The sequence below is a fragment of the Desulfobacter curvatus DSM 3379 genome, assembly GCF_000373985.1.
In the GTDB taxonomy this organism is placed as follows: Bacteria; Desulfobacterota; Desulfobacteria; order Desulfobacterales; family Desulfobacteraceae; genus Desulfobacter; species Desulfobacter curvatus.
In genome coordinates, this window is the sequence record NZ_KB893083.1 from 17141 (window position 1) to 39882 (window position 22742).

At 45.3% G+C, this 22742-nt stretch carries 17 protein-coding genes and 1 other RNA gene; 6 read left to right on the plus strand and 12 right to left on the minus strand.

The window, feature by feature from the left end:
• Positions 1–13: 13 nt before the first annotated feature.
• The 7 genes from secD to parE all read right to left on the minus strand — a co-directional run bounded on the left by secD (position 14) and on the right by parE (position 10177).
• Positions 14–1585 carry a protein translocase subunit SecD gene (gene secD / locus B147_RS0119305; protein WP_020588852.1) on the minus strand — a complete coding sequence of 524 codons (1572 nt, stop codon included), beginning with the start codon at positions 1583–1585 and terminating at the stop codon, positions 14–16.
• A gap of 32 nt (positions 1586–1617) precedes the next feature.
• Positions 1618–1956, minus strand: a complete 339-nt coding sequence (gene yajC, locus B147_RS0119310) for a preprotein translocase subunit YajC (RefSeq protein WP_020588853.1) — start codon at positions 1954–1956, stop codon at positions 1618–1620.
• Positions 1957–1979: 23 nt separating this feature from the next.
• Positions 1980–2795 carry a hypothetical protein gene (locus B147_RS0119315; RefSeq protein ID WP_020588854.1) on the minus strand — a complete coding sequence of 272 codons (816 nt, stop codon included), beginning with the start codon at positions 2793–2795 and terminating at the stop codon, positions 1980–1982.
• 85 nt (positions 2796–2880) lie between these two features.
• Entirely contained in the window at positions 2881–4338 is a 1458-nt protein-coding gene (locus B147_RS0119320; RefSeq protein WP_020588855.1) for an Rne/Rng family ribonuclease, read from the minus strand.
• A gap of 120 nt (positions 4339–4458) precedes the next feature.
• On the minus strand, positions 4459–5850 hold the full coding sequence (gene mltF / locus B147_RS0119325; protein ID WP_020588856.1) for a membrane-bound lytic murein transglycosylase MltF: 1392 nt from the start codon (positions 5848–5850) through the stop codon (positions 4459–4461).
• Complete coding sequence (gene parC / locus B147_RS0119330; RefSeq protein ID WP_020588857.1) at positions 5850–8132, minus strand: DNA topoisomerase IV subunit A; 2283 nt, start codon at positions 8130–8132, stop codon at positions 5850–5852. The genes mltF and parC overlap by 1 nt, the downstream gene beginning before the upstream one ends.
• 5 nt (positions 8133–8137) lie before the next feature.
• Complete coding sequence (parE, locus tag B147_RS0119335; protein WP_020588858.1) at positions 8138–10177, minus strand: DNA topoisomerase IV subunit B; 2040 nt, start codon at positions 10175–10177, stop codon at positions 8138–8140.
• 159 nt (positions 10178–10336) lie between these two features.
• Between parE and B147_RS0119340 the strand changes: the two genes are divergently transcribed.
• Complete coding sequence (locus tag B147_RS0119340) at positions 10337–14203, plus strand: class I adenylate cyclase (protein WP_020588859.1); 3867 nt, start codon at positions 10337–10339, stop codon at positions 14201–14203.
• 17 nt (positions 14204–14220) lie between these two features.
• On the opposite strand, the gene B147_RS0119345 is transcribed toward B147_RS0119340, so the two are convergent.
• A complete protein-coding gene (locus B147_RS0119345; RefSeq protein WP_020588860.1) occupies positions 14221–14886 on the minus strand; it encodes an LOG family protein in 666 nt (221 codons plus the stop codon).
• A gap of 174 nt (positions 14887–15060) precedes the next feature.
• On the opposite strand from B147_RS0119345, the gene B147_RS0119350 reads away from it, so the two are divergent.
• From B147_RS0119350 to ssrA, 4 genes are all read left to right on the plus strand, one after another.
• A complete protein-coding gene (locus B147_RS0119350) occupies positions 15061–15363 on the plus strand; it encodes an HPr family phosphocarrier protein (protein ID WP_026259738.1) in 303 nt (100 codons plus the stop codon).
• Positions 15350–17125, plus strand: a complete 1776-nt coding sequence (ptsP, locus tag B147_RS0119355) for a phosphoenolpyruvate--protein phosphotransferase (protein WP_020588862.1) — start codon at positions 15350–15352, stop codon at positions 17123–17125. The genes B147_RS0119350 and ptsP overlap by 14 nt, the downstream gene beginning before the upstream one ends.
• 3 nt (positions 17126–17128) lie before the next feature.
• On the plus strand, positions 17129–17590 hold the full coding sequence (gene smpB, locus B147_RS0119360) for an SsrA-binding protein SmpB (RefSeq protein ID WP_020588863.1): 462 nt from the start codon (positions 17129–17131) through the stop codon (positions 17588–17590).
• Between the two features lie 68 nt (positions 17591–17658).
• Positions 17659–18013: a transfer-messenger RNA gene (ssrA, locus tag B147_RS31320) on the plus strand.
• An 80-nt stretch (positions 18014–18093) separates the two neighbouring features.
• On the opposite strand, the gene B147_RS0119370 is transcribed toward ssrA, so the two are convergent.
• From B147_RS0119370 to B147_RS0119380, 3 genes are all read right to left on the minus strand, one after another.
• Positions 18094–19242, minus strand: coding sequence for a tyrosine-type recombinase/integrase (locus B147_RS0119370; RefSeq protein WP_157237960.1), 1149 nt, complete (start codon positions 19240–19242; stop codon positions 18094–18096).
• Positions 19243–19244: 2 nt separating this feature from the next.
• Positions 19245–19517 (minus strand): helix-turn-helix domain-containing protein, encoded by a 273-nt coding sequence (locus B147_RS0119375; protein ID WP_020588866.1) that lies wholly within the window; start codon positions 19515–19517, stop codon positions 19245–19247.
• Positions 19518–19987: 470 nt separating this feature from the next.
• Positions 19988–20569, minus strand: coding sequence for a tyrosine-type recombinase/integrase (locus B147_RS0119380; RefSeq protein WP_020588867.1), 582 nt, complete (start codon positions 20567–20569; stop codon positions 19988–19990).
• Between the two features lie 324 nt (positions 20570–20893).
• Here B147_RS0119380 and B147_RS28950 point away from each other — a divergent pair, with 324 nt between their 5' ends.
• On the plus strand, positions 20894–22456 hold the full coding sequence (locus B147_RS28950) for an AAA family ATPase (RefSeq protein ID WP_020588868.1): 1563 nt from the start codon (positions 20894–20896) through the stop codon (positions 22454–22456).
• Positions 22457–22458: 2 nt separating this feature from the next.
• Here the strand turns inward: B147_RS28950 and B147_RS31525 are convergent.
• Positions 22459–22742: IS1595 family transposase (locus B147_RS31525; protein WP_245569061.1), on the minus strand; the 284-nt coding region annotated here is incomplete at its 5' end.

Sequence of the window (22742 nt, forward strand, 5' to 3'; positions counted from 1 at the left end):
GATGATAAGTTCCTTATATACTTAATGTGTCGGATTGTTTGTTTGCAAGAATCATATCGTAGATGCTCTTGGACAGGACCAGGGCCGTAAACAGACTGGCCACGATACCAAGGCCCAAGGTTACGGCAAATCCCTTGATGGGGCCTGTGCCGAACTGAAACAGGACAGCGGCTGCGATCAATGTGGTGACATTGGCGTCCATGATGGTCAGGGTGGCACGATCATACCCGGCATCCACCGCAGCCTTGGGTGACCGGCCGGTCCGAAGCTCCTCCCTGATCCGCTCAAAAATAATAACATTGGCATCCACTGCCATACCAATGGTCAGGATGATACCGGCAATACCCGGCAAGGTCAGGGTTGCACCGAAAACGGCCAATCCACCACCGATCAGAAGGATATTTACAATCAGGGCAATGTCGGCGATCAGGCCTGCCCCCTTGTAATAAATGACCATAAAAAGCACAACCAGGGCACCGCCCACCAGCATGGACAGCAGGCCTGTTCGAACGGAATCTGCACCCAGGGTGGGGCCAACGGTTCGTTCCTCAATAATTTTAACCGGCGCAGGCAAAGAACCGGCTCTCAAGGCAATGGCAAGGTCCGTGGCTTCTTCAAGGGTGAAATGTCCTGTGATTACTGCTTTGCCGCCGGAAATGCGGTCCTGGATATTGGGTGCGGAGTATACATTTTTATCCAGCACAATGGCCAGTCGTTTGTTAATATTGGCACCGGTGATCCGTTCAAAGATTCTGGCGCCTTTACGACTGAATTCAATACCCACCCGGGGCTGCTGGAACTGGTCAAATTCCACCCGGGCATTGGTCAGCTGGCTGCCGTCAAGCTCCACATGCTTTTTGATCAGAAAGGGGGTTTTGGTCTGGCTGCCTGTATCAGCATTTTTTTTCACCTGGTAAAGAATTTCATCCCCAACAGGCGGCTTGCCGCTTAACGCGGCATTGACATCACCCTGTTCATCCACAAGCTGGAATGTGAGTTGGGCGGTTTTTCCAATCAGGCCTTTGGCTCGTTCGGGGTCACTGATACCCGGCAGCTGCAGAAGAATTCTGTTGCCGCTCTGGATTCTGATATCCGGTTCATTGACGCCGAATTCATCAATACGGTTCCGAATGGTTTCCAGGGCCTGTTCCGTAGCCATTTTTTTGATGGAATCCGATTCCTTGTCAGGCAGGCGCAGGGTAAAGGAAATACCGCCGTCAATATTTTTTACCGAAGGAATCTCAAGGCCTGCATAATCATCCGACAGCAGTTTTTCCACACCTGACCTGTTGTCTGCACCTGAGATGTTGGCAATGATTTTATGATCAGGGGCTTTGTCAATGCCCATGTGCTGTATCTTTTTATTTTTCAGATCCAGTTTAAGCTGACTGATGGTGCGGTCAAGCTCGGCTTTAACCGCTTCCTCGCTTTGTACCTCAAGGACTAGATGCATACCGCCCTGCAAATCAAGGCCCAAGTTGATTTTTTTATGGGGCCAGGTATTGGTAAATGTAGGAAGCAGGCATACAACTGCAGCAACAATGACCCCTATAATCAATAGGCGCTTTATGGTAAAAAATTTCAATCTCATCACTCCTGAAGGATTTTGTTCTTTTTTTATTTGGATTTTGCCTGGGTCTCAATATCGGAAATCAGGCCTGCAATGTTTCCCCTTGCAACCTTAATTTTAACTTTTTCGGCAATCTCAAGACCGATCGTGGTGTCATCCAGGGAGAGAATAGTGCCGTAAATACCGCCGGACGTTACAACCCGGTTGCCTTTTTTAAGATTCTCGATCATCGTCTTATGTTCTTTAGCTTTTTTTTGCTGGGGTCTGATTAGCAGAAAATAAAAAATGGCAAACAGAAGAATAATGGGTAAAAAACCAGCCAGTCCTCCGCCCTGTCCGGCAGGTCCACCAGGGGCGCCCATGGCGTATGCAGTGCTAATAAACATGTTCCTCCTTCAAATTTAAAAAATTAATGTACCGGTATCCAGATATTACTACCATCAAACCGGAGTCTGTCCACTTGATTAAAATCAATCTGTTCAAGCAAGGCAAATATTTCATCCATATTGTAGATGACCACCTTGCTTAAAGGGTCTATGATATTTATATCCGCGGTCACCTTTTTTTCTTTTAGATTATAAATAATCACCATGGCTTCCGAGAATTTCAAAATTTTGCCGACACCCGAACTTAAGCCTGAACTTTTGGGCTCATCCGCGGTTTCCCCTAAACGAATCCCTTTACGGCTGTAATACTCTTTAAGTATCCTGAAGTGGATGTTCCAGATATTGTCTCCCGGCTGGACCACATAAACCCCGTAAGTGGTCAATGCCGCGGGCTTTTGGGCACCGGATTCGTCAAGTTCCTTTTCCAGCACCTTACCCTTGCCTGCAAATGCCTGTTCAATGACCTTCTCCATTGAAACCGTATGATCTCCCACGGTAAAGGTTTCATTGGACTTGACAACCAGGTCGACACTGTTATTTACACCCAGTTCCTTTTTACGGGATGCCGTCAGATCCTTTATAATACCTTCTTTGTCCAGCTCATTATAGTCAATGACAGGGGATTTGCTTATCTGTTTGACCACGGCCCCCGGCAAAGAATCCGTTTCGGGGACTCCGGATTTATCCTGGGCGACTTCGGTATTTTCTCCTTTAGGCTCCCCATTGTTGCCGGATTGTCTGTCCATAATAATCCAGACCACGATCAGGGCTGCCGCAATCGCTACGGCAAGGGTGATAGCAGGTATCCTTTGCCGCCGTTTTTGCCTGTAAGTACGCAAAGTCCCTCCTTTCTAAATTCACCTAAAGTTGCTTCAGATACAATAAAAAATTAGACATTGTCAAGTTGACCTTAACTTATATACGCTAATTAACGCTGTTCTGGCCGGATACCATGGTCCTGTCTATTTCAATGGTTATGACGACCTGGCGTTTTGTTTCAAGGTCAAGGAGTTCTTCCCTTTTGGTATTAAGCATGTAATAGGCGACCTCTTCGGGTACCCGGCAGATAAATTTTTGATCAGGTTCGGCTTTCAGGGTTTTCAGGGCTAATGTGCGAAGCAGTGAAAGTGCCTGGATTTCAACAGACGGCGTCATGCCCCGGCCATTGCAATGTTTGCAGGTTTCATAAGCGCCGTAAGTGATGGAGTGGCGGATTCTTTGCCTGGACATCTCAAGGAGTCCGAAAGCCGTGATCCCACCGACCTTGGTTCTGGCCTTATCCGTTTTTAAATATTTTTTCATGGTTTTGGTGATCTCTGCCTTGTGGCGGCGTTCCTTCATGTCAATGAAATCCACCACAATAAGCCCGCCCATATCCCGAAGCCGCAACTGCCGCGCCACCTCTTCGGCCGCTTCAAGGTTGGTGTGATAGGCTGTCTCCTCAATGCTGTTTTTTTTTGTGGATTTGCCGGAGTTGACATCAATGGAAACCAGTGCTTCAGTCTGCTCTATCACTATAAAACCACCGGATTTAAGCGCCACCTCTCTTCTGTAAATAGAAGAAATCTGTTCCTCAAGCTGGTATTTTGTAAAAATGGGTTTCTCGCTTTTGAACAGCCGGACAATTTTTTTTTGTTTGGGGGCAATCATCCCGATGAAGTCCAGAACTTCTTTGTAGGTGTCTGGATTGTCAATGAGGATTTCTCTGATATCTGTTGTAAAATAGTCCCTTAAGGAACGTACGGCCAGACTTTGTTCTTTATAAAGAAGACAGGGTGCCTGGTTTTCCATGGCCAGCTTGTCGATGTTTTTCCATACGCGCATCAGGTACCGAAGGTCTGATGTCAACAAGGTTTTGGTGGCGCCCTTGCCTGCAGTTCTGACAATCATTCCGAAGCCCTCGGGAATTTTTATGCTCTTGAGAATCCCAACCAGCCGCTTTCGTTCCTCTTCTTCAACAATCTTACGGGAAACGCCTTTGGTGTTGTTACCCGGCATAAGCACGCCAAAACGTCCGGGAAGGGAAATATAGGTGGTCAGCATGGCCCCTTTGAGATTAATCGGGTCTTTGGTGACCTGGACAATCATCTCCTGGCCTTTTTTAATTAAGTTAAACAGCGATCTGTCGTTTTTTTCGACTTCCTGGAAATAATCCGGGTGTATTTCGTTTTTTTGCAAAAATCCGTTTTTTTCGGCGCCGTAATCCACGAATACGGCCTGGAGGCTAGGTTCCACCCGGGTGACGATGCCCTTATAAATATTGCCTTTGGTGGCGGCTTTGGCGGCTGTTTCGATGTGGAATTGATCCAGTTTGTTGTCAAAAACCATGGCGATACGGTTTTCTTCCGGATCCATTGCATTAATTAGAATTTTTCTGGTCATTCATGATCTCATTTTTCGTTATAAATCGTTTAAATTTGGTATGTATCTGCAACGCACTGGGTGACAACATCTTCAACGCACTGCAGATTGATATGTCTTAAATCCGGCCATAACTTTGTGTTATCCGGCCATGGCCGCTTTTTTTTGTCTGAGAATATCGAAATATGTCCGGATACGCTCCACATAATGGACCGGTTCCCAGCCCCTGGCATATCCGTATTTTGTCTGATTATAGTATTTTGCCTTGGCCAACAAAGGAAGTGCAGCCTTGAGCCCTTTCCAGGTATTGGGGTCGTACCCATTCTCCTTTGCCAGGCGTATGGCATCTTTGACGTGTCCGTATCCGATATTATAACTTGCCAAGGCAAACAACAACCGCTGGGATTCATCCGTTATATAATCAAACCGTTTGTACATCAATGCCAGGTATTTTATGCCTGCGCTGATGCTTTGTTGAGGGTCCCGGCGGTTTTGAATGCCCATTTCCCTGGCGGTTATTTCTGTGACCTGCATTAATCCGCGAACATTGGTAAAACTCGTTGCATCCGGGTCAAAGTGGGATTCCTGGTACACAATGGCCGCGATCAGGCGCCAGTCAAATCCGTGTTTGTCCGATTCTGCCTTGATCACGTCTTTATATTTGGGCAACCGGGTATTGATGCGTTCATGGAATTTTTTCAGCTCATAGGCGTCAAAATTGTCGATATTGCCATAATATTTGGTTGTGATGCGTTTCAGGAGGCCGGTGTTGGAGGCATGAAGAAGAAATTTGTTGACCTGCTTGAGCATCTCATTGTCGTTTTTACGAACCGCCCAGGCCAGGGATTCACGTTCCTGGATGGGAATGCCGATGCGTATATCCGGGAAAAAACGCCGGCTGAGCAGGGCGATATTTGAATCGGCTATGGTGAATTTAATCTCCCTGTCGTGGACCATGCCGATGAGTTCTTCTGTGGGGATGTTGTTGTGCAGCACATATTCCAGAGGTACGCCCGAAGCCTTTATATTCGCCAGATTGTAATGATAGGATGTGCCTCGCCTGATATGAAAAATTTTAGATTCCATCTCTTTGATGTCTTTGGGACCAAAGGTGAGGTTATGGTGAATAATACGCTGCTGTATGGTCATGTAAGGAATTGAAAAGTCCGCATATTCCAGGCGCGGGGCCGTAATGGAAATCCCTGCGGCAATAAGATCGCCTTTGCCCTGTTGGAGATACGCAAACATGTTGTTCCAGCCCGGAGTTATGACATCAAGTTCCACATTCATGAACTTGGCAAATTCCCGGACCAGGTCATACTCAAACCCCATGGGTTTATTATTGTACAAATAATAGGTGTTAATGGCCTTGTTGGTAATCAGGCGCAGTTTGCCGGTTTTGCGTATTTTTTCAACCGTATCCACGGCGCTGCCGATCTCCTGGTGGTGAATCAGCACACAAAATCGTACAACCCCCAAGGTCACAATAATGAGGGATAGTAATATAAAATGTTTAGTTAAAAATAATTTCATTAATCCGTATCATCTGTCGCAGGCCGTGGGGGGATAACTTCAAGGTCATCAACATTTCTGTATCCACGGGGAAGCAGCTTCCCCCGTCGCCCCCTTTTGCTTGTGTAATCCTGCTGGTTGCCTGGTGTCAGCCGCAAGAGATGTTTGCCCGAATATATAACAAGATTTGAATTTAATGGCAATATTTTTAGAAACTTAAGCTTTTCAGGATTATTTGGGCCTTTGCCGGAGGCCGGAATATGGATTATTTTATTGCCCTTGCCTTTTTTCAGGCGCGGCAACTGGTTGACCGGGAAGATCAGCATCCTGCCGCTGGTGGTGACTGCGGCAACGTTGTCGGAATTGACATCCGGTATGGGAAGCGGCGCCATAGGCAGATCGTTTTGGGATAACGTGATCACTGCTTTTCCGTTTTTGAAATGGGTTAAAAAATCACTGAATTTGATAATATAGCCATACCCATTGTCCGCACAGTTGAGAAACAGGTCTTCATCTTCGGCGGCAATCATGGTGTATATGCTGGTATCCGGGGCAAGGGTCAGATGCCCTGTGACCGGTTCACCGTTTCCCCTGGCCGAGGGAAGGGTATGGGAGAACAGGGTATATGCCCTGCCCGAGGTGTCAATGAGCACAATGGGTTTGTCAGATCTGATGCGCAGATGACACAGCAGATGGTCCCCAGTTCTAAATTTTACATTTGCAGGATCGATATCATGGCCCTTTGCTGTCCGTATCCATCCATTGGCGGACAGGATAATGGTGACCGCCTCCACCTCGATAACGTCCGTAACCGAAAAGGCTTCGGCATCCTTGCGTTCTTTGATGGGGGATCTGCGCTTGTCCCCAAAGTTTTTGGCATCTTCTTGAATTTCTTCAATCATAAACGCCTTAAATGCCTTAGGCGAGTTCAAAAGCTTATCAAGGTGCGCCTTTTCCTCGGATAGCGCGGCCATCTCCTCGGTGATTTTGATCTCTTCCATCCTGGCAAGCTGGCGCAACCGGATTTCCAGGATTGCCTTAACCTGGATTTCGGACAGGCCGAAAGTGTCCATGAGTTCTTGGGCCGGGTCATCTGCCCTGCGAATGATTTCAATCACCTGATCAAGATTGAGGTAAACGGTTTTAAAACCTTCCAGGATATGCAGCCGGCTGACAATTTTTTCCAGACGAAACCGGAATTTTTTTTCAATGGTTGATTTTCTGAACTCAAGCCATTCATTCAGGATCTTTTTTAGATTTTTTACCCCTGGCCGGCCGTCAAGGCCGATCATGTTCATGTTGATCGAAAAGGATTTTTCAAGATCCGTGGTGGCAAAAAGATGGTCGGCCACGGCGTTGAGATCCACGCGGTTTGACCGTGGCATGACCACTAACCGTGTGGGTTCCTCGTGGTCGGATTCATCCCGCAGGTCCGACACCATGGGCAGTTTTTTTGCACTGATCTGGGCTGCGATCTGTTCATAGATTTTTTCAGTGGACGCATGGTAGGGAAGGGCTGTGAACACCAGTTCTCCGTCCTCTATGACATACCGGGCTCGCATTTTCACACGTCCCTTTCCTTTTTCATAGATGTCGCCAATTTCTTGTGCAGGGGTTATGATTTCAGCTTGTGTGGGAAAATCAGGGCCTTTAATGAATTTACACAACTCTTGTGTGTCGGCACTTTCGTTTTCAATGAGAAAGATCAAGGCCTTTGCCACTTCCCTTAAATTATGCGGTGGTATGGAGGTGGCCATGCCCACGGCAATGCCGGTGGTGCCGTTGAGCAAAATATTGGGCAAGCGGGCCGGCATCAAGGAGGGCTCTTCCAAGGTGCCGTCAAAATTGGGAACCCATCCCACCGTGCCCTGTTCCAGTTCGTCCAAAAGAAGTTTTGCATATTTGGACAGCCTTGATTCAGTATACCGCATGGCTGCAAAGGATTTTGGATCATTGGGATCACCCCAGTTGCCCTGTCCGTCCACCAGGGGATATCTTAAGGAAAACGGCTGGGCCATCAGGACCATGGCCTCGTAGCAGGCGGCATCCCCGTGGGGGTGAAATTTACCCAGGACATCACCCACGGTTCTGGCCGATTTTTTAAACTTGGCTGTGGAGGAGAGTCCAAGCTGGCTCATGGAGTATATGATTCTGCGCTGGACAGGTTTGAGACCGTCTCCGATATGGGGCAGGGCCCGGTCCAAAATGACATACATGGAATAGTTCAGGTATGCGTTCTGGGCAAACTCTTTGAAGGGCAGGCGTTCAAATTCTTCAACACTGGAACTTGGGATCTGGGGCATGCGTATTAAATCTCTTTGATTACTCCATGGGTTTCAATCCATTGTTTCCGGTCCCGGGCCCTTTTTTTGCTCAAAAGCATATCCATGACTTGGAATACTTCATCCTTTTCTGACGTTCGAACATAATCCGCTGCCGGGGCGTCGGCCGTACTTTCCTTGTCAAATGAGACTGACGACGATTTTTCGTTTCCTCCGGCCGGTTCGGTTTTTTGTTCTCCGGCGATTGGTTTCTCCGTGATTGTCAGCTGGACTAACCGCCTGGAGTCCGGTGCAATGGTGGTTTCCCGAAGCTGGGAGGGGTTCATTTCACCTAGTCCCTTGAAACGCTGGATATTTATTTTTTTGGGTTTTTTCCTGCGGCTTAGGCGCTTGGTGATGGCGTTTTTTTCCGAATCATCAAGGGCATAAAACACCTCTTTTCCCATATCAATTCGGTAAAGGGGCGGCATGGCCACAAACACATGGCCCTGCCGGACCACTGCGGGGAAGTGCCTTAGAAAAAGTGCGCACAATAGGGTGGCAATGTGCAGGCCGTCGGAGTCTGCATCGGCCAGGATACATAATTTGTTGTAGCGCAACCCGGAAATGTCCTCTGATCCGGGTAGCACGCCTAATACCTGAGAAATATCCCGGATCTCCTTGGATTCAAGTATGGTAGAAGAATTTAAATCCCAGGTATTCAATATTTTTCCCCGCAGGGGCATGATGGCCTGGAAACGCCTGTCTCTGGCCTGCTTGGCCGAACCGCCGGCCGAGTCACCCTCCACAAAAAAAAGCTCCCGCTGACTTTGGTCATCACTGGTGCAGTCTGACAGTTTGGCCGGCAAAGAGGCCCCACTGGTCCGGGTTTTCAAGGAGACTTTTTTGCGTTTTCTTTCCCGGCGCCTGGCATTTTCAATGGCTGCCTGGGCAAGGGCTTCGCCTAACGCCACGTTTTGGTTCAGCCACAAACTGAACGCGTCCCGGACTTGAATATTCACCAGGCCTGCACAGTGCCGCGATGAGAGCCGTTCTTTGGTCTGGCCTGAAAATTGGGCTTCCACAAGTTTAACGGACAGTACATATCCCACATTTTGCCAGATATCCTCGGGGGTGAGAAACACGCCTTTGGGAAGCAGGTTTCTAAATTTGCAGAACTCTTTAACAGACTCCAGCAGACCTGATCTGAATCCGTTGACATGGGTTCCCCCAAGTTTTGTGGGGATGAGGTTGACGTAACTCTCCTCAATGTCAAGGGAATCGTCCTGTCCCCAGTTCACCGTCCATACGGCTTTTAACTCATCATTGTCGGCAGATCCTGTGAACGGTTCCGGGAAGATGGTCTTGGTGCTGCCGATCATCTCTTGAAGATATTGATCCAGGCCCTGGTCATAATGCCAGGTGTCAGTTTCTCCGGTTTGCTCAGCGGTAAAGGTGGTGGTCAGCCCCCGGCACAGAACCGCCTTGGATTTAAGCGCTGCCCGGATGGCGGTCACATTGAATTGATTCGTATCAAAATAGGCCGGATCCGGTTTGAATTCCAGCGTGGTGCCGGTTTCGGTAGATGTACCGGTTTCTTCCAGGTCTTTTGTTTTAACGCCGTTTTGAAATTCAATGGTATAACGTTTTTTGTCCCGGCAGATATCAATGCCCAGGTGAATGGACAGGGCATTGACCACCGAAACACCTACACCGTGCAGCCCGCCTGAAAAAGCATAATCTTTGCTTGAGAATTTGGCGCCTGCATGCAGCTTGGTCATGATCAGTTCAACACCGGAAATGCCTTCCTCGGGGTGGATATCCACGGGCATTCCCCGGCCGTTGTCCGATACAATGATTCTGTTATCCTGTGTCAGGGTGACATCAATGCGTGTGGCAAAGCCTGCAATGGCCTCATCCACACTGTTGTCAATAACCTCAAAGGCCAGATGGTCCGGGCTTGATGTGTCCGTGTACATGCCCGGTCTGCGCTTGACCGGGTCAAGGCCCTTGAGCACCTCTATGGACCGGGCATCATACCCCTGGTCTGCGGTCTTATCCTGTGTTCTGCCATCAAATAAGTTCATAAAGTGGTTCTGGTATGATATACAATATTAAAGCAATATTGAAGATTGTATCGAGATTTTAAATTAAACTTAAATCATATACCAAATTTAAATTAAAATATAGCCCGGCATGATATAAAATTTTGAAACCACCTGGAAGATGGGAATTGGCACAGCAGCATGGATGACTCTAATCCTGGATTTGATCGTCAAACCTTTGATGATTACTGGAAAAACCTTGATGAACAGCAGCGCAAAGATTTGGTCCTTCGGGCACCAAAGTTCTCTGTTTATCTTGGCCTTTTGCCGATTTTAAGCAGTGTTTTTTCAACCCATTACCCTCTAAGAGAAGCGGCGAAAAAAAGTTTGATCGAGATGACTTTTATCATTCGGAAGAATGTTGAAACACCGCTGGAAAATAAATCGGCAAAACAGGCCGAAGCCGAAGCCTTTCAGGGGGCAGCGCTGATCTACCGCAAGATTTTTATGCAAATGGCATTTTCAGATAAAATTGCCCTCATCCAGGCGCTTATGAATATAGGTAATGTCGGTGCTTTTTTTGCCTTCAAGGCTGTTTACCTGGAACGGGTGTCGCAGGACGTGATAAAAAATTGTGTCAAGAATCTGGATGACCGGCTTCGTTTGATTTTTGCCGACCAATATCTGCAGGCAGGCCCTGCCATCCGTCTGCGTTTTGCCGGCCTGTTTCGCTATGTGCTTGCCGGGGTTAAGCAGCGCCAGGCCGTCACCTGGTACTATGCCGGTCTGTTTGACCGGGGGCGGGATGTTGACCCTTATTTGCATAATATTGACGCCTCGTTGAGAAACCCTTCTCTCATAGAAGAAAACGAGCTGTTGTCCCAGAAACCCCAAGACAGGATTGCAGGCCTTAAAGCCATTTCAATGATGCGCTCAAAAGTGCCTTTACGCATTTTTAAAAAAGCGTTGACCCAAGAAACCGTAAAAAAGGTCAGGATGGCCGTATACGGTTTGATTGAAAATTCATCCTTCGGGCAGTACCCGGAGCTGTTCGAGCCTGTGCTTCAGCGGTTTCAAAATGCCAAGACCAACGAGGCCGTCAGTGCTTTCAGAGCCCTTGTTGTGACCGGCAGATACCCCTTTCACAAGGTAATGGAGATGGTTCGAGACACGTATCCTTCCATTATCCCCATCATCCATATGGAAATTTCGGCGTTGTCCAGACTCGCATTTTTTGCGCTCCAGGACATTGCGCTGCACAAGGATGCCTATCAGGGTGCAAATTATGACGTCAATCTGGCATGTATTTTCGGTATGATCAAAAAACGTCCGGAAAGGGTAGTCAGGATTTTAAAGGAGAACATCGACATTTGCGGCTCGGACCGGACCAGGAAAGAAGTGGACAGGCTCATGGCAAAAACCCAGAACCTGCTGCTCAAGGAACGCAAAAGCATTGCCGCCCCTTTTAAGAAGCTCCAGACGGAAATGCCTGAGAAAAAATCTGTGGCCGCTTTTTTCAAGTTCGTGCTCAAGGATCCGGTCCAAAAGAAATTGGATGATTTAAAGCAACGGATTGTTCCCCAGGACCTGGGTCTCCAGAAAGCGGTTATCCGGGACCTGGATCTGTCCGGGATGGATTTTACCCGGTCCATACTTAATCTGACCCAGTCACAGATTATTGATACGTCGATGGCAGGTGTTCATGTGTCAGGCGCTATATGCCGAAATACCCTGTTTTACAATATGAATCTGGATGAGGCTGTGTTTGATCTGACCTGCTTTGATGATGCCGTTTTTGTCAATGTGTCTGGCCAAAATGCAAAATTCAGTCAGTGCAGTTTTCAAAACGCCTCTTTTTATAATTGTAATTTAAACGGGGCAGATATGAGCGATGGGCTGTTCGTTGAGGCCGTCATCGCAAAATCCTCTTTTAGCGAAGCTGATTTGACCTGTGCTGTTTTTGCACATGCGCGGCTATCCGGTCTCTCTTTTGCCAATACCTGGCTTCACATGGCCGATTTCACCAATGCGAGGGCCAGGTTTTGCCGGTTTGCATCCCATGCAGCCATGGACCTGCGTACCCGGGATCTGAATTATAATGCCAGGGGATACCAACTCAGCTTCAATGACCTGCCAAGAATAGATCCCAGGGTGGCCAATGAAATCAACATGCTCATTTTTTGTGAGTTTATTCATTATGGACAGGCAAAATTTCTTAAACAGAATAAATTGAGTCTGCTGGCGGCCTTTGATATTTTCAAGCCGGAGCAGGCCGACTTTTTTCAACTTCTGCCTTTATTGCTCCATGAAAATATTGCAATGCCGGAAACCAGCAAGATTCCGTCGTCCACACCTTGTGGCGTAGCGGATTATCTGCCGTCAAGGGAGACTGAGCGGGTTGGGCGGCGATATCTGGGAGGTGCCAATGTTATCGTGCGTCGGCATCCGGAGCCTTGCATCCTTGCAATATATTCCATGGGAAGTGTTGGGTCGGTTGCCCAGACTGCGGAGTCCGACATTGATTATTGGGTTTGTATAGATGAAAAGCGGTTGGGCCGCCAGGCAACCGATCTTTTGCGCCGGAAATTTGATGCCCTGGAACGAATGGCTCTGGAGCGGTTTAAAATTCAGGTCACCTTTTTTCTTGTGGATATTTTTAAGGCCCGTGATAATGATTTTGGCGGCTCATCCCAGGAAAGTTCCGGCTCTGCCCAGGCCCGGTTGCTTAAAGAGGAGTTTTACCGGACCATGATCCATGTGGCAGGCAGACTGCCCTTGTGGACGGCACTTCCCACCAGCATCAGCATCAATTACTATAATCTGATTTTTGACTGCATTAATCGTTTGCCCGGTACTAAACGGTATATTGATTTGGGTGATATCCATGCCGTACCCCGTAATGAATATTTTGGCGCGTCCATCTGGCAGATGTTTAAGTGGCTGAAAAGCCCTTTTAAATCAGTTATTAAGATGGCCCTGTTGGAAAAATACATAAATACCTATGGCCGGGAACCCATGCTGTGCAATGAGTATAAGAATGAATGGATGAATTCAGGGGCCCATCTGAAACCGGGACAGAACGATTCTTATATTATTTTGCTCAATACCATGATTCAGTTCTATATGAATTCGGGGGACACTCGCTCCATCAAGCTTTTGTTAACCTGTTTTTTTCTCAAGCTGGGGATCACAAAACAATCGGAGCTGGATTTCAGTGTTTTTGGTCTGCGACGCATCCTCTTAGAGCGGTGCCTGGGAGAGTGGGGATGGACCCAGGAAAAGGTGTTTGAGATCGGTCGGTTCAGATCCTGGCCTTATACCGCCATTCACCGCCTTTCCTTGACCATTGAACAGTATATGATAACACGGTACACGGACCTTAAAAGCCGGTTTCGGGATGATTCGGAACTGGCGATTTCCGAGCAGGATCGTATGGTCCTTGAGCGCAAGGTGGATATTCAGTTCCAGGACAAGCCGGGTAAGATTAAAAAATTGCTTCTGATTTCAAGCGGGGATCGTCATTTTTCAAGGCTTTATCTAAGATACCTGGCTCCGTCCGGGAAAAAATACGGTCCGTGGGAATTGATCCATAAACCATCGATCCAGACCGGGATGGATGAAGAATCCATCCTCACGGCAAATTCCGTGGAAGAAATCGGGGCCTGGTTGATTCACAATCATCTTTATACGGACCACACTTTTTTGACCATGGCCCCTAATCCTACGGAAGTCTCCCACGACAGCATTGAAAAACTTTACAGGGGCATGCATGATTTTTTTACCCCGGAATTAGCAAAGGCGGTTAGTTTTGATGCATTGAGAGAGAAGCCCTTCATTACACGTTTATTTGTTTCCGTCAATTTCTATGCGGAAAGACCCAGTGGTAGAATTTCAGATTTTACACTGGTTTACTTAAATTCCTGGGAAGAGATGTTTCTGCGCGCCGCAAGACTTAAAACGCCTGTGGCGGATATTGAACCGGTTAAAAAATATATCTGCAAAGAGCTTGGTTTAAAACAGTTACCCGACAATACCGTTTTTCATGTCCCAAGAAGGGGGCTTCAATGATGGTGTTACTTTTTTCATCAAGTTTTGTTATAAAAGTTATCTACTATTTTAAGGGCCTGTTCCGGGGTATCAACTAATGAAAACAGATTCATATCTTCGAGCGAGATTAATTCGTTTCCGGCAAGTGATTTTTTGATCCAATCCAGAAGTCCGGCCCAGAATTCCTTGTTCATTAAAATGACGGGCATTTTCCGGATACGCTGGGTTTGTACCAGTGTCAGGGTCTCAAACATTTCATCCATAGTGCCGAGACCTCCCGGCATGATGATATAGGCTTGGGCGTATTTTACAAACATGACCTTGCGGATAAAAAAGTAATGAAAGTCCAAAGACCGGGTCATATAGTCATTACCCTTTTCTTCGAAGGGCAGGGCGATTCTTAACCCTACGGACTCCCCGTTCTGCTCTGATGCGCCCAGGTTTGCCGCTTCCATTATACCCCGACCGCCACCTGTAATGACCGCATAGCCGCCGGCTGCAAAACAGGCTGCCGTCTTTCTTGCAGTTTCATAATCAGGATGCCCTTTGGCTGTTCTTGCGGAACCGAAAATAGATACGGCAGGTCCCAGGTCGTGAAGTCCGTCTATCCCTTCAACAAATTCGCCCATAATTTTAAACAGACGCCATGACTCACCGGACTTGAAATCATCAATGGGATACTGGATGGTCTTGGATGTGCTCATGTTCAACTCCTCTTGGAACGGTTCCGGCTACAGGTTCAGGTCAGTCAACCCAACTGGCTAAAATAGATTAAATGTGGTATATACTATCCAATTCGTTATAATGGATCAAGTGGGTCTGTTAACACTTTCAATCTATTGTTTTTTTGATGACATAAAAAGAAAAAATCATTTGGAATGGCTATAAACTTGGATTCTCAATATTCAGTATTTCGGCAGGCAACTGTTGTCAATGCCCTAGGAATGCACGCGCGGCCTGCGGCAGTAATTGCCGGAATGGCCCAGGACGCCCATGGCGGCATCTGGTTATCAAATGGAAAGAGCATTGTGGATGCCGCAAGTATTATCGAAATTTTATCCCTGTGTGCGGTTACAGGAACAAAGGTGTCCATTTTTACGGAAAAAGAAGAAGATACTGCCTTGGCAGATAAAATTAAAGATTTCTTTGATATCGGATTTGGGGAAAATGAAAATGAATAGGACCGTCACGGATCAAATCGTTCTCAGAGGTATCAGCGGCTCTCCCGGTATCTGTATTGGAAAGGCTTATCTTGTTGACCGGGAGGGTGTTAATCTCATTAAACGCTATCCTGTAAGCCCGGATATGGTTGCCAATGAAATAGACCGGTTTAAGAATGCAGTGGAGAAAGCCAAAAAAGACCATGCCAGGGCTATTGAATCTCTTGGGGATGATTTAAGTGAGAATCTGAATATTCTTGAAACCCATATGGTTTTGTTCAAAGATAAGATGCTTTACGGAAAAACCATTGATACCATTACCACCGATCATGTCAATGCGGAGTGGGCGCTTCGCAGGGTGTCCAGGCGTATCAGTCGGATGTTTGATCAAATCAATGATCCGTACCTTCGGGCCAGGGGCAATGATATTATTCAGGTTTCAGATAAGATAATGCATTATCTGGTGGGTGAGGCCGATCTTCGGATCAGTGAAATCAACAAACGGGTCATCATTGTTGCCCATGACCTTTCTCCTGCAGATACCAGCCAAATTCAGCTTGAGCATATCAAGGGATTTGTAACGGACAGGGGAGGGAAGGACTCCCATACAAGTATCGTGGCAAAATCCCTTAAAATTCCGTCGGTTCTGGGACTCGGCAATGCCACGGCAAATATAAATAATGACGCGATCCTCATCGTAGACGGTTCCGCCGGGATTCTTATCATTAATCCGGATGAAGATACCCTGTTCCGTTATGAAGAAAAGATGGCACGGTTTGAAGCCTACCGGGCCGACATAGAACGGGAGAGCCATCTGCCCGCAATTACTGCCGACGGGATTCCCATTAACCTTCTTGCCAATATAGAGCTTGTGGAAGAGGTGGTGTCTGCCAAGGACAATAAGGCGGCCGGTATCGGACTGTTCAGAACGGAATTTCTATGTCTGGATTTAAACCGGTTCCCCACCGAGGACCAAATGCTTCAAAAATACAAGGAACTTGCGGAACTTATGCATCCGGCCCCGGTGACCATCCGGACCCTGGATATCAATGGAGATAAATTTAATCCATATATTGATCCGGTTGAAGAAGCCAATCCCGCATTAGGTTTGAGAGCCGTCAGATTTTGCTTGGAAAATGAAGATATTTTCATCACCCAAATCAAAGCCATTCTACGGGCTGCCGCGTTTGGTAATATCAATCTTCTGATTCCTATGATTTCCTGCGTTGAGGAAATTATTGGCGTAAAGTCATGTATTGACAAGGCCATTATTGAACTTGAGTCCGAAGAGAGAATATTTAATAAGGATATTCCGTTGGGAATCATGATAGAGGTGCCTTCCGCGGTGATGATGGCCCGGGAACTTGCCGGGCACGTTGATTTTTTTAGTATCGGTACCAATGATTTGATTCAGTATTCCATGGCCATTGACCGGCGAAATCGGAGGGTGGCGCATCTTTACCAGGCATTAAACCCTGCAGTGCTGAAAATGATCCGGCTGATCGTGGATGCGGCAACCGAAAACAATATTGAACTGTTTATGTGCGGTGAGATGGCAGGTGATGCCATTAATATCCCTGTGCTTCTTGGTTTGGGGCTGACCAATCTGTCCATGAACGCCGGTGCTATCCCTGTTATCAAAAAAATGATCCGGTCCATGGATGTGTCAAAAGCGCGGAAAGATGTCCAAACGATTCTTCAATTTCAAACGGTTCAGGAAATTGTCGATTATATCCAAAAGGAATACAGGGATTTTTTGCCTTACAAGGATAACGAGGAATAAACCATGAACGCAAAATACACAAAACTGATCGCCACCAATAAAAAAGCCCGGCATAATTACCACATTGATGATGAATATGAAGCCGGTATTGTGCTGGTGGGCTCGGAAGTTAAAGCGATCAGAGAGGGCAGGGTCAGTTTCAAGGACTCTTACGCAGATATTAAGCGCGGAGAAGTTTTTTTGCGCCAGCTTCACATTTCTCCTTATACCTTTGCATATAATGCCAATCATGACGCCATGCGCACCCGGAAACTTTTGTTGCACAGTCATGAAATTAAAAAACTTGTGGGAAAAATAAAGGAACAAGGATATACCCTGGTACCGTTAAAAATTTATTTTAAAAATGATAAAATAAAGGTCCTCATAGGTCTTGGTAAGGGCAAAAAGCTTTACGACAAAAGGGAAGCTATCAAGCAGCGGGATGTTAAACGGGATATGGATCGTGAAAGAAAAAAATATTCTTGATGATAAAATCGTTGACTTCAGTATTTAGGGTATTATATTAGTTAAGGTTACTTGTTCTTTTACAATTTGGGGGCGTAATGGTTTCGACGGAGATTTTGACGTCCAAGGTAGCATGTCGAGTGTTTGTCAACTCGTAAACTTGGCAAGCTTTAAACATAATCGCAGACGATTATAACTACGCTGTAGCTGCTTAAGGCGGCTTCCGTCCTCCTGACATCCTTCTTGCAGATTCAGGTCAGGGCGTCGACTTTGCAAGACCGCTTTTGAAATTTCCTGGGTTTCAAGAGTTAAATTTTTCAGGATACACCGGGTTGTATCCCTCCTGAAGGAGCCTTCCCGGCCAATTTTAAAGTTCAGGATAAGCATGTAGAAGCCTGGATTGATTGTTTTCGGACACGGGTTCAACTCCCGTCGCCTCCACCAAAAATATCTAATTATTTCAATAAGTTAAATATTAAGCTTCCTCTTCTCTGGTAGAATACTGGTAGAATTGGAAGCTTTTTTTATTCAGAGCCACCTTCTTGCTCCATCACAATTTTTTCACCATCCATTTTAATTGGAAACGCTTTTTCAAGTCCTTTGCCATCTTGTGGTGCGGGAATATGCTTGTAATAATGTTCAATTATCATTTTGGTGTTGGTATGTCCCACCTGGTTTTGGACAAACCCTATCCTTTCGCTGTTATCGATGGAGTTGGTTATGTATGATGACCGAGTGTCCTTACAGCTTCTTTTTTCCATGGATAATCCAGCCTTTTTCAATGTTGGCTTAAAAACATGGAGATTGACACTGTGCTGGTGAATATTGCGACCCAATTTATTCAGAAAAACAAAGTCAGATTTCCCGTAAGTATGGGTTTTTTGAAGCCTTAACGCTTCTATTGCCACAGGATGCAATTTGACGTGTCTGATGGAGCTCTTTGTTTTGGGGTCTTTATATTCGCCCCTGACAAGAGTTCTGCGAATAAAAACTTCACCTTTTTGGAAATTAATTCTTTTCCATTTCAGGGCTGCCGCTTCACCAAATCTAACACCCGAGAAAAATAGAAACATAAACAGTGGTTTGTAATAAGAGGGCACGGTTTTGAGGAAAGTTTTAATTTCATCGAGACTTAAAGGATTTTTATCTGGCGCTGCTTCTTCAATCCTTTCCACATCCAGCATTGGGTTATCTGTAATGAACTTGTGTCTTTTGGCGAATTTCATCACGTCTCTAAACGGGGTTAAAATATTGTTTTTTCTTTTCCCGCTACAAGTCAATTGGCAGATAAATTTTTCAATGTCCAGGCTTGAAATAGATGAAATCGGAATGTTCCCAAACTTTGGAAGAATTATGTTGTTCATATCTTTTTTATATTCTTCCATCGTCGATTTTGATACCTTTCCCTCTTTTATTTTTGCCCATTCCATAGCAATTTCACCAAACACCTTTTCTTGCTCATCATCAAGTGCCGGTTCTTCCCTGTCAGTTATTTTTCCATTAACGGCGATGTCGAGAAGAAGTTCATCGCGTTTTTTTCTGGCTTCAAGGACAGATGTCGTTTCCAGGGAAAATTTGTATGGTTTCTCAATCCCCCGCACCTTTTTCTGAAAATACCAGATGCCACTTTTGCTATCTTGATACAAATGCTTATTTAATTTTTTGTTTGCCATAATCATATCCTCCATACCCTTGCGGGGTTAGGTGATACAACTGGCTTTTCCCTTTTTACTGCTGGTTTTTTGCCCTGTACGTTTCCTTTTCCGTTAAATGTGTTGTTCTCCCTGAAATCTTTGACTTCTTCTGCAAAATAGAGGACCCGTGCTGACCCTGGTGCTTGCCAATATTTTATCAGACCTCTGTCTCGCCAGTTTTTAATCGTGCTCGGTACAACCCTAAAATAATCCGCTACTTCCTGCTGTGTCCATAATTCTTTTTTCTCTGTCATTAAAATAAACTCCTGCGCTTCAATTTCCCCGAGGCCCTTCCTCGGGCTTGTGGAGTTTTCTTCTCCGCCCAGTTTTTTGAGGTGGGTGCTCAAGCGTGACGTGGTGAGCAGGAATTAAAAATAAAAAAACCCTGACCATAAGTATTTAAGTCAGGGGACGGATTGGCTTTGACGGTCTGCACATACACCTGTGGCGTGCAGTATCAATCCTGGCGGTAGCATTCATTTTCGTACCGCGCTTCCTGACTTGTGACAGACATCTCTGTGCCTGCCTTTAACTTATGGACAAGGATTGCTTGCCCTGGTGCGTATCCTGATGTTGGTGGATACAGATTTCAAACTGTTTTGAAAGATTTTCGGACCGTCATTGGGTCCCGACACTGAAAACGTCTTTCTGGTATTTCAACCAATAAGAAATATAATAATCACAAATTTGTAATTGTCAAGATTATTCGTTGAAAAAAACTTTGTTATGAAATTTCGTTCATCAACAGCTCGCAGACCTCCCGGTCTTCGATGCCAAGATACCGCATCGTGATGGCGGGAGATGAATGATTGTAGCGTTTACACAGGATTTCAAACCCTGCACCATGCCGGGTGCGTTGCTGATAGTCCCAAGTCTTTCGCAAGGTATGCGCCCCGTACTGGCCTTTGAGATTGATGGCAGATGTCCAGGACCTGACCATGCGGCCTACGCTCTGGCTGGTTATGTGGCCGCTGCCTTTTCTTGATTTGAAAAGAAAATCATCAGGTGCGGGCTCTATTTCTGCCAGGTAAGCTTGTAACGCTTTGTGGACGGCTTTGTTGATGACCAGCACATTATTTTTCCCGGTTTTGGTTTCGATGATGTTGATTACGGCCCCTGGCTTTGCCCCATCCACCTGACTGTATCTGATGCGGACCAAATCTTTTGCCCGCAGGCCGTTGTTAATTCCCATGACCCAAAGCAGATAATCCCTTGGTCTGGATTGTAACAGCCGGGAGATGGCTTTCACATCTTTGGCTTTACGAATGGGTTCCACGGTTAAATTGGTGGTGCTGGTTCTGGACATGGCTGTCCCTCCTTCAATGTTAAGTTTGATATAAATGTGGCCACAAACTGGCCTTTCAAAACTGGGTTGACTTTAGAATGCGGCTGAAAGCCTTTATTGATAGGTGTTTATGGGCGAATGTGTAGGTTTGTGTAAAAGTCAGCATTGGGGTTTCTACACGTGTAGAAATGTGATTTTAATATGCGGAAGGTTGGAGTGTCCGTATACGGACGCAAAAAAGTTAAAGTTTAAAAGTTGACTATTTGACCCTGTTGGCATCCGGGTGTATAGCTGCAATAATATTTTGAAGAATGACTCAACTGACAATGGATAGAAGGATTTCATGTGAAGTATCTATATTCAAAGACAGATAAAAAAAATTTAAAATGGTTTTGTAAGGATGAGTCTAAGAAAACATTGCTTTCTTTGAATTTAAAAAGAGGTAAAATTCGAGGGCTTTCCCCGTTCCATTTAGAATTTAAATATCCCATTTCTGTAATAGCTGGGAAAAATGGTTCTGGAAAATCTACTATTTTGGCCATTGCAGCATGTGCATTTCATAATTATTCAAAAGGATATAAACTATTAAGCAGAAAAACACCATATTATACTTTTTCAGATTTTTTTATTCAGTCTTCTGATGAAATTTCTCCTGATGGAATCGAGATACGTTATAGTTTTCTTCACAATCACTGGAAATCAAAAGGTTCAAAGAGCATTTCGGGAGTCAGGTCTCAATATCGAAAAAAAAAGAAAGGTGGTCGATGGAATGACTATTCAAGACGAATTAAAAGAAATGTTGTCTATTTAGGTATTGATAGAGTTGTCCCTCACTATGAGAAAAGTGTATCAAAATCTTATAGAAAAACTTTTAAAAAAATGGAAGATGAGGGATGGGAAGAGGATGTAAAAAATATTGTTGGTAGAATTTTAAATAAACAGTATAAAAAATTTTGGTATACAAAGTGGTCTAAATACCGATTGCCAGTAGTCCAAATAAAAGATTCCTTGTACTCTGGTTTTAATATGGGGGCAGGAGAGAATGCCTTATTCGAAATTTTTTCAACGATATTTTCATGTGATGACGGACTTTTTTTAATTATTGATGAAATAGAGCTTGGGCTTCATGAAAAAGCACAAAAGAAGTTTATTAAAGAATTGAAGGATATATGTCTGCGCAAGCACATTCAAATACTTTGTACTACCCACTCTTCTGTCATATTAGAAAATACTCCACCTGAAGGGCGTTTCTATCTGGAATGCTTTGAAAACAACACCGTAATGACACCTGAAATTTCCTCAAGATATGCCAGAGGTAAAATGTCCGGCGAAAACAGTAATGAGCTTGACATTTTTATTGAGGATGAAACAGCTGAAAGCATCTTGGAAGGAGTTTTAAATCACGAACAGCGCCAGAGAGTCAATTTAATATCAATAGGCTCATCTTCCGCAATAATCCGTCAAATGGCAGCGAGATACAAAGAAATTAAGAAAGGTAACTGTATCGCTATTATGGATGGGGATAAATATAATCAGTGTTCAAATCATAAAAAATTATTTTTACAGGCTTTAGAAACCTATGAGGACGAGGAGTCTGCCTCGGCTTGGTTTACCAATCGGGTGTCATTTTTACCTGGAGACGAATGGCCGGAAAAATGGCTAATTGAGACATTATTAGATGGTAATAAAGAAATTGAGGAGCTTTTCAGCATTGATACTGATATGTTTGCTGGAATTATCGAAGAGGCATTGGAATCAGGTAAACACAATGAAATTTATACAGTCGCTAATGAATTAAACCTGAATTTAGATTATGTGAAAAGGACATTATCAAACTGGGCAGCCAAAGAGTATCATTACGATTTTTATGAAGTCAAGGAACTAATAGCAACGGCTCTTAAAAGATAAGGCTATGTTCCCTTTAATAGTTGAAATTGCTCCAATGAGATACTCAGCAAAGATTCTGGCAATATACCTGGGCGCTGCTCAAGTGAACGCCGCCATCCAAGATAATTTTGTAAATATTTCGTAGCAACTCCGTGGAATCGGTGCAGCCAGCCTTTAAATCGGCTGTGATAGGCATTGACATTTTGGAGGTGGAAAGCTCCTTTAACTCTGCCACCTTTACTCAGATTAACAACCTCATGAGAAAAATTTTCAGCATCGCAAAAAGTTTGATACGCAGTGTGTCCAT

Bases quoted from the DNA above. Each gene is read 5' to 3' on its own strand.
- B147_RS0119380 (WP_020588867.1), bottom strand. From the start codon at position 20,569: ATGTCCAGAACCAGCACCACCAATTTAACCGTGGAACCCATTCGTAAA.
- parC (WP_020588857.1), bottom strand. From the start codon at position 8,132: ATGCCCCAGATCCCAAGTTCCAGTGTTGAAGAATTTGAACGCCTGCCC.
- B147_RS0119320 (WP_020588855.1), bottom strand. From the start codon at position 4,338: ATGACCAGAAAAATTCTAATTAATGCAATGGATCCGGAAGAAAACCGT.
- B147_RS0119370 (WP_157237960.1), bottom strand. From the start codon at position 19,242: ATGGCAAACAAAAAATTAAATAAGCATTTGTATCAAGATAGCAAAAGT.
- mltF (WP_020588856.1), bottom strand. From the start codon at position 5,850: ATGAAATTATTTTTAACTAAACATTTTATATTACTATCCCTCATTATT.
- parE (WP_020588858.1), bottom strand. From the start codon at position 10,177: ATGAACTTATTTGATGGCAGAACACAGGATAAGACCGCAGACCAGGGG.
- smpB (WP_020588863.1), top strand. From the start codon at position 17,129: ATGAACGCAAAATACACAAAACTGATCGCCACCAATAAAAAAGCCCGG.
- B147_RS0119375 (WP_020588866.1), bottom strand. From the start codon at position 19,517: ATGACAGAGAAAAAAGAATTATGGACACAGCAGGAAGTAGCGGATTAT.
- B147_RS0119350 (WP_026259738.1), top strand. From the start codon at position 15,061: ATGGCTATAAACTTGGATTCTCAATATTCAGTATTTCGGCAGGCAACT.
- B147_RS0119340 (WP_020588859.1), top strand. From the start codon at position 10,337: ATGGATGACTCTAATCCTGGATTTGATCGTCAAACCTTTGATGATTAC.
- B147_RS0119345 (WP_020588860.1), bottom strand. From the start codon at position 14,886: ATGAGCACATCCAAGACCATCCAGTATCCCATTGATGATTTCAAGTCC.
- yajC (WP_020588853.1), bottom strand. From the start codon at position 1,956: ATGTTTATTAGCACTGCATACGCCATGGGCGCCCCTGGTGGACCTGCC.
- ptsP (WP_020588862.1), top strand. From the start codon at position 15,350: ATGAAAATGAATAGGACCGTCACGGATCAAATCGTTCTCAGAGGTATC.